Here is a 12610-nt window from a genome sequence, read left to right as displayed (position 1 = left end):
GAATTTTGTTTTGACCTAGGAGGAAATGAGATGGGACAATTACCTTTCATTGCTGTTGAAGGGCCCATTGGGGTCGGTAAAACGTCTCTGTCTAAAAAACTCGCTTCCCAGTTTGATTTTCATTTGCTGAAGGAAATCGTTGAGGAGAATCCGTTTTTAGGCAAGTTTTACGATGATATTGAAGAATGGAGCTTCCAAACTGAGATGTTCTTCTTATGCAATCGTTTTAAGCAGCTTGAAGACATTAATAAAGATTATTTACAGCTTGAAAAACCTGTCATTGCCGATTATCATATCGCTAAAAATATGATCTTTGCACGCCGAACGTTAAAGGAAGATCACTTTTATAAATATTCACAAATCTTTGAGCTGTTAACAAATGACATGCCTAAACCTAATATGGTTGTTTATTTACATGCAAGTCTTGAAACATTGCTTGAGAGAATCCGCATGCGTAATCGCGATGTTGAAGCAAATATTCAAGCATCCTACTTAGAACAGTTATCACAGGATTACGAAGATTTTATGAATCATTTTGAAGCGACACATCCAGAGATTCCGGTTATCCGTTTAAACGGTGACCATCTGGACTTTGTGAAGCATCAGGCTGATCTGCAGCAGATTGTTCAGCAAGTTCAGCATCATATGAAAAAAGGAGAAGGAATTAAATGAATGCACGCGAACGCTACGGGATACCACACGATAGTGTGATCACAATTGCAGGAACAGTGGGGGTTGGAAAATCGACCATGACCAATGCTTTAGCCCAGGCCCTTAACTTCCGCACCTCTTTTGAAAAAGTAGACAAAAACCCTTACCTCGATAAATTTTATAACGACTTCGAACGATGGAGTTTTCATCTGCAAATCTACTTCCTTGCTGAACGCTTCAAGGAACAAAAGAAAATTTTTGAATACGGCGGCGGTTTTATCCAGGACCGTTCAATTTATGAAGACACGGGCATCTTCGCTAGAATGCATTATGAAAAGGGTACTATGTCAGAGATCGATTATGAGACGTATACGAGCCTTTTCGATGCGATGGTGATGACCCCATACTTCCCACATCCTGACCTGCTCATTTATTTAGAGGGTTCCTTTGATGATATTATTACTCGTATTAAAGACCGAGGACGTCCGATGGAGCAGCAGACTCCGATTGAATACTGGGAAGAAATGTTTAAGCGGTATGAGAATTGGATAGATGATTTTAATTCATGCCCTGTCTTACGTTTGAATATTGCTGACTATGACATTCTTAACAATTCATCAAGTATTGAACCTGTTTTAGAAAAAATCGGCCATTTCATTCAGCAGTCGCGTAAATGGCGGTCAAGCCACTTACTCACATAACGAATGAATGCGAAACCCCAGAACGCCAAAGAGCGATCTGGGGTTTCGCATTTTTCATGACAAAATTTTCTTTGGCAACTGATAACGTAAGAGTTCGAGAAGAATCCTGAAGGGTTTATATTAGAATTTCGGAGACACAACCTGAGGTGTATATACACAAATAAAAAATCGTTACACTAGGTAACGATTTCTGGTTTATTAATCTCCAATATTTATGCGCTATTGTTGATATAAATGGCGGAGGAGGAGGGATTCGAACCCCCGCGGGCCGTGAAGCCCCTGTCGGTTTTCAAGACCGATCCCTTCAGCCGGACTTGGGTACTCCTCCGTGTGACCGACAATAAATACTATACCACGCTTGTCCTTATACGTCAACAAATGGATCAAGTTTTTTTAAGAAAAAAGGCTGTGAGGTCATCACAGCCCATTTATTACCTACTTAATGGCTTCTTTACCACCCATATAAGGGCGAAGTACCTCTGGAATAACTACAGAGCCATCCTCTTGCTGGTAATTCTCTAAAATAGCCGCTACCGTACGCCCTAAAGCTAAGCCAGAGCCATTCAATGTGTGCACAAATTCTGGCTTTCCTTTTTCTTCACGACGGAAACGAATCCCTGCTCTACGCGCCTGGAAATCTTCAAAGTTTGAACAAGAGCTAATTTCACGATACGTGTTATAGCTTGGTATCCAAACCTCAATATCGTATTTTTTCGCGGCGGTAAAGCCTAAATCACCCGTACACATGCTCATAACGCGGTATGGTAGCTTGAGAAGCTGCAGCACCTTCTCAGCGTTTCCTGTAATCTCTTCTAATCGATGATAAGAATCATCAGGAGAAGCTAATTGAACGAGTTCCACTTTATTGAATTGGTGCTGACGAATGAGCCCTCTTGTATCGCGGCCGGCTGAACCTGCTTCAGAGCGGAAATTCGTACTAAAGGCGACAAACTTCTTCGGCAGAGCTTCAACAGATAGGATTTCTTCGCGATGATAATTCGTCACAGGCACCTCTGCCGTCGGTATAAGGAAGTAGTCCCAATCCTCAATTTTAAAGGCATCCTCTTCAAACTTCGGCAGTTGCCCGGTTCCCGTCATAGATGTTCGATTGACGAGTTGAGGAGGCAGCATTTCCTGATAACCATGTTCATCAGCATGTAAATCCATCATAAAGTTCAACAGTGCCCGCTCCAATCGAGCCCCTAGTCCTTTATAAAATACAAATCGGCTGCCTGTTACTTTAGAAGCACGCTCAAAGTCTAAAATATCAAGGTCTGTAGCCACGTCCCAATGAGCCTTCGCTTCAAATTCAAATGACGGAATTTCTCCCCATGTTTTTGCTTCTACGTTATCATCCTCATCTTCTCCAATCGGAACACTTTCATGGGGGATATTTGGAATAGATAACAGCAGGGTCTCAAGCTGTTCTTCTACTTGTTTTAATTCCTGATCAAGGTCCTTAATCCGATCCCCTACTTGCCGCATTTCCTTAATTTTATCATCCGCGTCCTGCTTTTCCTTTTTTAACACGGAAATTTCTTTGGAAACCTCGTTACGGCGCGCTTTTAATTCTTCAGCTTCTTGAATTAATTCGCGTCTACGGCTGTCTAAGTCCCCGAATGTGTCGAGGTCAGATAGGTCTTCTCCTCTGTGCTTAAGTTTACCTTTAATTTCATCAAAATTTTGACGTAAGTATTTCATGTCTAACATAAACATTCACTCCTTTTTTGTTAAATATAAAAAAACTCCCGCCCCTTTTTAGAAAAGGGACGAGAGCTTTGGTTATATAAGTTCCCGCGATACCACCCAGGTTGACGACATGTATTGCTTGTCCTCCAGCTTAGCTCATAACGGTGAGGGCCGGCTCCTCCTACTATAGTTCAGATGAGCAACTCAAAGGATGGATTCACAGTGCTCTAACGCCAGTTCTCACCAACCACTGACTCTCTAATGAAAGAGAAACTGTTACTGCTTCCTATCATCGCGTTTTTCATATTAACATGTTTGAAAGGTACATCTTTCAAATTATAATAGCGGAATCTCCGTTAAGATGCAAGAGATTTTTTAGATTCTTCCACCATTTTTACAAAATACTCCGTAATTCTATGATCATCCGTCAATTCAGGATGGAAAGAGCATGCTAGATAGTGACCCTGCTGGGCAGCAACCACATGTCCGTCATAGGTTGATAAAACCTTGGTATCTTCTCCGACTCCTTCAATATAAGGTGCCCGAATAAAGACAGCATTATACCTTTCCGCAACGCCATCAATACTAAGATCAGCTTCAAAGCTTTCTCGCTGACGGCCAAAAGCATTACGGCGCACGCGAATATCCATTAGTCCTAAATGAACATCATATGAACCATCAATTTCTGATGCTAGCAGAATAAGTCCAGCACACGTACCAAAGACCGGCTTCCCTTGCTTTCCAAACTGTCTGATTGGCTCAAGAAAATCATACTTGTCGACCAGACGCCTCATCGTTGTACTTTCGCCGCCTGGAATAATTAACCCATCGACCTCTTTAAGCTGTTCCTTTTTCTTTACGACAACAGCTGTGGCACCAGAAGCTTCAACTGAGCGAACATGTTCACGAAAAGCGCCTTGAAGGCCTAATACACCAATTGTAGTCATGATGTCGTTCTCCTTTGTTTATTGGCTGCGGTCTTGCATACGCTGTTCAGGAGTAAGAGTGGACATTTCCATTCCTTTCATGGCTGTACCAAGACCTTTAGACAATTCACCAATTAATTTGTAATCATCATAATGAGTAGTAGCTTCGACAATAGCACGAGCAAATTTATCAGGGTTATTGGATTTGAAAATACCAGATCCAACAAACACTCCGTCTGCACCTAATTGCATCATAAGCGATGCATCAGCTGGAGTAGCAATTCCACCAGCTGCAAAGTTAACTACTGGCAGACGTCCAGCTTCACGGATTTCCAGTAGAAGATCAAACGGCGCCCCATTTTCTTTTGCATAGACCATTACTTCGTCATCAGACATTCCGCGGAGGTGGCGGATTTGTGACTGAACTTGGCGCATGTGGCTGACAGCTTCTACAATATTTCCTGTTCCTGGTTCGCCCTTTGTGCGAAGCATGGATGCTCCTTCACGAATACGGCGTGTCGCTTCACCCAGGTTACGGCAGCCACAAACAAACGGTACCGTATATTCATCTTTTTTAATGTGATAAATATCATCAGCAGGTGTTAGGACTTCACTCTCGTCAATGTAGTCCACGCCCATTGCTTCAAGAACGCGTGCTTCTGAAATGTGGCCAATTCGTGCCTTAGCCATAACTGGAATCGATACAGCGTTCATTACCTCTTCCGTGATCGTTGGATCTGCCATACGTGCAACCCCGCCTGCTGCACGTATGTCCGCCGGAACACGTTCTAGAGCCATAACGGCTACAGCTCCTGCTTCTTCTGCAATCTTAGCTTGCTCTGCATTTACAACGTCCATAATGACGCCGCCTTTTTGCATTTCTGCCATTCCTCGTTTTACACGATCAGTACCTGTTTGTGACATGATTATTCCTCCCTATTTAATTCTATAATGGTCACCCATTAAATCATTTATGTGCTCGAATCCTGTCTTCTATTGTAACGTATTGTTGTCATAAATCCTACTATATAGATTGGAATTTAGCACTAGAACCAGCCTTTCACCATATCAACAGCACTAGTGAAAATATCACCGAAAAAGTCCCCAACACTTCCAATCATCAACATAAACCAGTTTGATTTTTCAACAGAGGATGTTGTTACAAGATCAACGGTCGTCTTTTGGGACTCTCCTGTAACTAAGTTCTTATAATTTCCTTCACCATTGTACACAAGTTCAACTGTCCCAATCTTCTCTCCTTTTTCAATAGGAGCAACAAGATTCCCATCCTTATCAAGGTGTTTTTCAGAGATATTATACTTCACTTCATACTTATCTTTTTCACCTTTTTTGAAAGTAGCCGTAATAGCCTCACCAGCTTCTACGCCAACTGAATCTTCTTTCCCTTTTGCTACTGGAATTTCGGATTCACCTTCAATTTGATAGCCTTTTGGAAACAATTTCTTCTGTTCAAATTGATTAAAGCCATAATCCATAAGTTTTCTTGTTTCCTGGAATCTTGCTTCCTTACTATCAGTTTTCATAACTACAGAGATAAGACGCTGCCCGTTGCGCTCAGCAACACCAGTAAAGCAGTAGCCTGCTAGATCTGTAAACCCTGTTTTAAGGCCTTTCATTCCTTCATAGCCATATGCGGATAAGTACCCTGGCATATCAGGAAGCATCCAGTTCCAGTTTTTAATTTGCTTACCCTCAAATTTAGTTGTAGTTATACTAGAATAGTCAAGTACTTGAGGAAAATCATTAATAAGATGATAAGCTAGTAAGGCAGCTGAACGAGCAGATAGTAAGTTATGTGCATCAGGTTTAGTACCTTCTGGATAATTTTCGCCCAGAGTACTATTCGGTAATCCTGTTGAATTGACAAATTGATAATCCGGCAAGCCTAACTCGGCAGCCTTTTCATTCATCATCTTTACAAATTCACCTTCAGAACCGGCGACCAATTCAGCTAATGCTATGGCTGTGCCATTATCTGAGTTTACCGCCATTGCGGTGTACAATTCCTTCACTGTGTAATCTTTACTTTGTGTTAAACCTGTCCCTGAAAAGGAAGGATCTGCGGAAATACTATATGGATAATCACTAATTTGAGTAGTTGTATCCCAGCTGATTTTTCCTTCTTCGATAGCCTCCAGAACTAGGTATTCAGTCATCATTTTGGTCATACTAGCAGGAGGTAGTGTTAAATCAGCCTCTTTTTCGTATAAGATCTTTCCTGTATCTGCATCTACTAAAATAGCTGATTCTGCTTCCAGATCAACTGAGGATGCGTATGTAAGCTCCGGGTTTCCAAAAATCACGATCATACTTAAAACAAGGGCCATCCCCACGGCCAATGATGCTTGTAGTCTTTGTTTCAACTTTTCTCAACCTCCACGAATAAATTATGCATCTTTGTTATTCTATCACATGGACATGCAAAAAAATAGACAGGGAAAAGTCCCTGTCTAAAGATTTTTTAACGGGTCAAATGGAGTAGTTCGGTGCTTCTTTTGTAATTTGTACGTCATGTGGGTGACTTTCTCGTAAGCCCGCCCCGGTAATCCTAGTGAATTTAGCATCATTGCGCAGTGAATCTACCGTTGCTGTCCCACAATAGCCCATTCCAGAGCGTAAACCTCCGAGTAGTTGATGAATGGAGTCTGCAAGCGGCCCTTTATATGGCATGCGGCCTTCTATGCCTTCAGGGACAAGTTTCTTCGACTCTTGTTCACTTTGGAAGTAGCGGTCCTTGGAGCCAGATTCCATCGCTCCGACTGAGCCCATTCCACGGTAAACCTTAAATCGGCGCCCTTGGAAAATTTCTGTTTCACCAGGGCTTTCACTAACTCCCGCCAATAGACTGCCTAGCATGACGGCATGGCCTCCAGCAGCGAGTGCTTTTACGATATCACCAGAAAACTTAATACCGCCATCAGCAATCACTGGAATATCATGTTTGGATGCTTCCGTGGCACAATCGTTCACGGCCGTAATTTGAGGAACCCCGACTCCTGCTACAACACGAGTTGTACAAATTGATCCAGGTCCAATCCCGACTTTTATCACATTAGCTCCAGCCTCTATTAATTCTCTTGTAGCTTCAGGTGTCGCAACATTTCCTGCAATAATATTGATGGTCGGGTATTTAGTGCGAATACGCTTTACTTGTTCAATAACACCTTGAGAATGTCCATGGGCTGTATCAACGACGAGAGCATCCACACCTGCTTCAACCAGCTTATCAATCCGTGTCATCGCATCAGCCGTGACCCCGACTGCTGCTGCCACAAGTAAACGACCTTGCTCATCTTTTGCAGAGTTAGGAAATTCAATCACTTTTTCGATATCTTTAATCGTGATTAACCCCTTTAACGTTCCTTGACTGTCAACCATTGGCAGTTTCTCAATTTTATATTTCTGCAAAATTTTCTCTGCCTCGTCAAGAGTCGTTCCTACCGGTGCTGTCACTAAATTCTCATGAGTCATAACTTCAGAAATTTCGATTGAATAATTTTCAATAAATTTGAGATCCCGATTTGTAATAATACCTACCAGTTTAAGATCCTGTTCATTATTTACAATTGGAACTCCCGAAATGCGATATTTCCCCATTAAATGCTCAGCATCAAATACTTGATGTTCAGGTGTTAAAAAGAATGGATTAGAAATAACCCCGCTTTCCGAACGCTTTACTCGATCAACATGTTCGGCCTGTGCTTCGATCGACATATTTTTATGAACGACCCCAAGGCCTCCCTGACGAGCCATCCCTATCGCCATTGGTGCTTCTGTTACGGTGTCCATCCCTGCACTTATAATTGGCATATTTAACCTTAATGTTGGTGACAATTCTGTTGCCAATGAAACATCACGCGGCAGCACATCAGACTTTGCCGGCAACAGAAGGACATCATCAAACGTAAGTCCTTCTTTCGTAAACTTGTCCTCACGCATGCTTGATCCTCTCCTTTAATAGTTTTGGGTAAATGTGGGTAAAATAAATGCACAATTGTTCAACGCAAGCTGACAATTCCAGCATTCTTGCTATTTTCTTATTGTTATTTACAATACGACAATGATCCCGCTTTTTCAAGCATAAAAATATGGCACTTATCCCTGTTATTAAAGGAAGGAATCGAGTTATGACAGATCAACAAGCGACGTGGTTGACCTATTTACAAGTCACAGCCCATACGAGACCTTTTTTATTAAAATGTTACGACCGTCTAGATAGTAAAAAGGCTAAAGAACACGCCTACTACAATGCGGAACGATTTATTTATGGAATCAAGCTTGGGGAAGAATACTTAACTGCCGCTGCTCACACCCCGCTCAGTGTCCAGCCATTGCTTTATTATTATAGCTTAACTCACTTTTTAAAAAGCTGTCTTCTCACTGTCGACCCTGGATATCCAGCTACAGCTAAGGTTTTAGCTCATGGCCTTTCGACAAGAAAAAGAAAGAAAATGCATTATCGCTTCTTAGAGGATGACGTACGTATTCAACCCAACGGCCTGTTTCCCTATGCGGCTAAACATTTGTTTAATCAATCCGTAGAAGTTAAAAAGCTTTCTATGGATAAGCTGCTTCGGCCTCTATCCTTTATGAAGCCCATCTATTCGTTAAAAGGAAAAGCAACCGCTGAAGCCGAAATTCCAGAGTTGCTTGCCCAATTTGCTATTTTATACAACCTCAGTATGCTTGTTCGTTATGAAGGTGAATGGTGGGGGGAAATGGAACAGCTGCGGGACCGGGAGGACTATGTATTTATTATTCATTTTCTCCAGTATGCTCCCAAACAAATTCCAACATTAATCTCCACATGGCTAAGAGATCAGAGCACCGCTTCCATGGATTAAGCGTCCCAATTTTGTCTAATCGAAGACTTCTTCAATGTGAATGTCAGGATTATCTCTTAGAGGGATAATCTCTCCATCTTCATGTAATCGAACCATTGGACGCGTAGGGGTCGACGGTTCAACAAAAATAATATCTGCTAGTTGGTTATTGCTTAATTTCACTTTTGTGCCTGCAGAGTAGTTTGTCATTTCTTTTACGAAAGCTTGGATGACATGATGATCAAAACGTCCAAATTGTTCTTTAAGAATGGCTTCGAGCACCTTGAACGGAGACTGTTTCTTGCGATACACTCTTTCGGATGTCATCGCATGATACATGTCACTAACCGCGGTGATCTGACTGAAGAGATGGATTTTCCCCTTTTCCAATCCAAGAGGATAACCGCTCCCGTCCAGTCGTTCATGGTGCTGAAGAATCGCTAACTTTGCTCGGTTATTTAAGGAAGTAGTACTTTCCACTAAACGATATGAGTAAGTAGGATGCTTCTTCACTTCCTCATACTCCTTTTCGTTTAATGGACCTTCCTTATTTAAAATCGTTTCGCTGATTTGTGCCATTCCACAGTCACTTAATAAACCTGCCAGACCGACTTGTATCCATTCACCTTGATTGTCATTTAACTTTGAGGCAAGCACGCCTGAAATCAACCCCATGGCCACACTATGGTGTTCATTATAATCGGCTTCTGTAGAGTAATGATGTAAAAGAAAAACTTCACGCTTCGCTTGGATGGCTTCTTGTAAAAGCGGGACAAAAATGCTGCGTACCTCCTTCAAATCAAGAGGAGAGCCTCCCTGCCAGAGCGAAAACCATTGTTTATACTGCTTGACTGTTTCCAAGTAGTGCTCATGGAAAGCACTGAACTCAATAGAAGGAGAATCACTGAATTTATGCCCTTCAGCCTTTTCTTTAGGAAGAAAAGGAGAACCGTTAGAAAGCTTAGAGCTTACTTCCACAGATTGAATTTTGAAATTATGTAAAACTTTAATATGAATGGGAGTGATTACGGTATGCTTAGGAATAATGGGGCGTTTAGTTTTTCCCATAACATCCAGGGTAATCATACATCCCTGGACTAATTGAGAAGGATGAACTTTCATGTACTCCACCTCTTTATCTGAACTAAAAAAGTCGCTCTGCCGCATATACGACAGGCGACTTTTAGGTTTTCTTCACAAACTACTCTTCTGATGATTCTTCCTCTGTATCTTCTGATTCCTGCTCTTGTTTAATTTCTTCTTCTTCCAAAGCTTCTTCTATTAATTCTTCTTCGGCTTTTTCAGACTCAACACGAGCAACAGTCGCCACTTCCTCATGATCCTGAAGGCGGATTAATCTTACACCTTGAGTGTTTCGACCTGTTTCACTAATACTTTCAACAGGCATACGAATTAATACACCGCTTGCTGTAATAATCATAACATCTTCTTCATCATCACCAGAAACGGCCTTTGTCGCTACCACATGACCATTTTTCTCTGTTAAGTTACACGTTATGATACCTTTACCACCACGGTTTGTAATTCGGTAATCTTCAGCTGGAGTTCGCTTACCGAATCCTCTGCTCGTTACTGTTAATACTTGCAAGTTATCATCAATAATTTCCATTGATACAACTTTATCATCTTCACGAAGAGATATTCCTTTCACACCAGCTGCTGTACGACCCATGGAACGGATTTGGTCCTCATTGAAGCGAATGACATAGCCATTTTGCGTCCCGATCATAATGTGCTGGTTTCCATCAGTAAGTCTAACAGAAATAAGCTCATCATCTTCACGGAGACCTAGCGCAATCAGACCGCCTTTACGGATATTTGCAAATTGGGAAATGCTTGTCCGTTTGGTAATGCCATTTCTTGTTGTGAAAATGAAATACCAGTCATCGACAAAATCCTCGACCGCAATTACTGCATTGATCCATTCATCCCGTTCTATTTCAAGCATATTAATGATGGGAATTCCTTTAGCGGTTCGGCTGAATTCAGGTACCTCATATCCTTTTGCCTTATAAACCTTGCCTTTGTTAGAAAAGAATAACAACGTATTATGTGTAGATGTAGACAATAAATGCTCTACGAAGTCTTCTTCATGGGTGCCCATCCCTTGGACTCCTCGTCCTCCACGGCGCTGGGAGCGATAGGTGCTGGCAGGCAGACGCTTCACATATCCTTGATGGGTTAACGTTACAATAACTGTTTCTTCAGGGATTAAGTCTTCATCTTCAATAAAGTCTGTTCCGCCTAAGACAATTTCTGTGCGTCTTCCGTCATTGAAACGTTCTTTCAACTCGACTAGTTCTTCACGGATGATCTCAAGCACTTTCTCCTCATCAGCCAAAATAGCGCGAAGTTCAGTGATAAGTTTAATAAGCTCTTGATATTCTTCTTCAATTTTCTCTCGCTCTAGACCAGTTAATCGTTGTAAACGCATATCTAAAATGGCTTGAGCTTGTTTTTCAGATAGTCCGAACCGCTCCATGAGACCATTTCGGGCAATTTCCGTCGTTTGGGACTCTCTGATAAGTTTGATGACTTCATCTAGATGATCCAAAGCCACTCGAAGGCCTTCTAAAATATGAGCACGAGCTTCTGCTTTTCGGAGCTCGTAAGCAGTTCTTCGCTTTATAACTACCTTTTGGTGTTCTAAATAATGTTCTAAACATTGCTTTAATGTTAAAACCTTAGGCTGTCCATCAACTAAGGCTAGCATATTGATACCAAAAGTCGTTTGTAAGGCCGTCATTTTATATAAATTATTAAGCAATACATTAGGGTTTGCATCACGGCGTAACTCTACCACGACACGCATGCCATTACGGTCAGATTCATCACGAAGATCGGTGATGCCGTCGATTTTTTTATCGCGAGCCAGTTCAGCAATTTTTTCTACAAGCCGAGCTTTGTTCACCTGGTAAGGGAGCTCAGTGACAAGCAAACGAGCCTTACCATTAGCTTGTTCCTCTATATCTACTTTAGCTCGAATGGTAATAGAACCTTTCCCAGTTTCATAGGCTTTTCTGATCCCGCTTAATCCAAGGATTTGGCCATGGGTCGGGAAATCAGGTCCATAAATATAATTTTCCATCAATTCTTGTATCGTAATCTCTGGATTTTTACTAAGAGCAAGCACACCATCGATAACCTCACCCAATTGATGAGGTGGAATGTTCGTTGCCATACCAACGGCAATTCCCGAGCCACCATTTACAAGTAAATTCGGAAAACGTGCCGGCAGTACAACAGGCTCTTTTTCTGAACCATCATAGTTGTCGGTATAATCTATTGTATCTTTGTTGATATCACGAAGGAGCTCCATGGAAATCTTAGACATTCTTGCTTCCGTATAACGCATGGCTGCCGCTGAATCTCCATCTACTGAACCAAAGTTACCGTGTCCATCAACAAGCATGTTACGGTAAGCAAAATCTTGTGCCATACGTACCATTGTATCGTAAACGGCGGAATCACCATGCGGGTGATACTTACCGATTACCTCACCAACAATACGTGCTGACTTCTTATAAGCTTTATCAGAATGCATACCTAAATCATGCATCGCATATAAAATACGTCGGTGGACCGGCTTTAAGCCATCACGTGCGTCAGGAAGGGCACGTGCAACAATGACACTCATTGCATAATCAAGAAACGATGTTCTCATTTCTTGATTAATATTTACTTCCTGAACACTCGGGCGTTCGGGTTGATCAACCATTCTATTTACCTCCTAGTAACCTGTGAGGAAAAGAAACGACGTAAAGCCGTTCTAACGTAT

General features: G+C 41.8%; 10 protein-coding genes, 1 tRNA gene and 1 other annotated feature. Of the genes, 3 read left to right on the top strand and 8 right to left on the bottom strand.

Annotation, left to right across the window (positions count from 1 at the left end):
- Positions 1–30 precede the first annotated feature (30 nt).
- Positions 31–672 (top strand): deoxynucleoside kinase, encoded by a 642-nt coding sequence (locus tag G6R08_RS10575; protein ID WP_163527936.1) that lies wholly within the window; start codon positions 31–33, stop codon positions 670–672.
- Positions 669–1352 (top strand): deoxynucleoside kinase, encoded by a 684-nt coding sequence (locus G6R08_RS10570; RefSeq protein ID WP_163527935.1) that lies wholly within the window; start codon positions 669–671, stop codon positions 1350–1352. The genes G6R08_RS10575 and G6R08_RS10570 overlap by 4 nt, the downstream gene beginning before the upstream one ends.
- 235 nt (positions 1353–1587) lie before the next feature.
- Here G6R08_RS10570 and G6R08_RS10565 read toward each other — a convergent pair.
- The 6 genes from G6R08_RS10565 to guaB form a co-directional block, all read right to left on the bottom strand.
- Positions 1588–1680, bottom strand: a tRNA-Ser gene (locus G6R08_RS10565).
- A gap of 107 nt (positions 1681–1787) precedes the next feature.
- A complete protein-coding gene (serS, locus tag G6R08_RS10560; RefSeq protein WP_163527934.1) occupies positions 1788–3062 on the bottom strand; it encodes a serine--tRNA ligase in 1275 nt (424 codons plus the stop codon).
- 52 nt (positions 3063–3114) lie between these two features.
- Positions 3115–3343: a binding site (T-box leader), on the bottom strand.
- A gap of 54 nt (positions 3344–3397) precedes the next feature.
- Positions 3398–3988 (bottom strand): pyridoxal 5'-phosphate synthase glutaminase subunit PdxT, encoded by a 591-nt coding sequence (gene pdxT / locus G6R08_RS10555; RefSeq protein ID WP_163527933.1) that lies wholly within the window; start codon positions 3986–3988, stop codon positions 3398–3400.
- Positions 3989–4006: 18 nt separating this feature from the next.
- Positions 4007–4891, bottom strand: coding sequence for a pyridoxal 5'-phosphate synthase lyase subunit PdxS (gene pdxS / locus G6R08_RS10550; RefSeq protein WP_163527932.1), 885 nt, complete (start codon positions 4889–4891; stop codon positions 4007–4009).
- Positions 4892–5013: 122 nt separating this feature from the next.
- Positions 5014–6351 (bottom strand): serine hydrolase, encoded by a 1338-nt coding sequence (locus G6R08_RS10545; RefSeq protein ID WP_420810393.1) that lies wholly within the window; start codon positions 6349–6351, stop codon positions 5014–5016.
- 106 nt (positions 6352–6457) lie between these two features.
- Positions 6458–7927 (bottom strand): IMP dehydrogenase, encoded by a 1470-nt coding sequence (gene guaB / locus G6R08_RS10540; RefSeq protein ID WP_163527931.1) that lies wholly within the window; start codon positions 7925–7927, stop codon positions 6458–6460.
- 188 nt (positions 7928–8115) lie between these two features.
- Between guaB and G6R08_RS10535 the strand changes: the two genes are divergently transcribed.
- Positions 8116–8832 (top strand): YaaC family protein, encoded by a 717-nt coding sequence (locus tag G6R08_RS10535; RefSeq protein WP_163527930.1) that lies wholly within the window; start codon positions 8116–8118, stop codon positions 8830–8832.
- A 15-nt stretch (positions 8833–8847) separates the two neighbouring features.
- On the opposite strand, the gene G6R08_RS10530 is transcribed toward G6R08_RS10535, so the two are convergent.
- Both G6R08_RS10530 and gyrA read right to left on the bottom strand, forming a co-directional pair.
- Positions 8848–9933 (bottom strand): HD-GYP domain-containing protein, encoded by a 1086-nt coding sequence (locus tag G6R08_RS10530; protein WP_163527929.1) that lies wholly within the window; start codon positions 9931–9933, stop codon positions 8848–8850.
- Positions 9934–10012: 79 nt separating this feature from the next.
- Positions 10013–12550, bottom strand: coding sequence for a DNA gyrase subunit A (gyrA, locus tag G6R08_RS10525; protein WP_163527928.1), 2538 nt, complete (start codon positions 12548–12550; stop codon positions 10013–10015).
- Between the last annotated feature and the right edge of the window lie 60 nt (positions 12551–12610).

The sequence above is a fragment of the Halobacillus ihumii genome, from assembly GCF_902726645.1.
Taxonomy (GTDB): domain Bacteria; phylum Bacillota; class Bacilli; order Bacillales; family Halobacillaceae; genus Halobacillus_A; species Halobacillus_A ihumii.
This window is presented reverse-complemented; position numbering and strand designations above follow the sequence as displayed.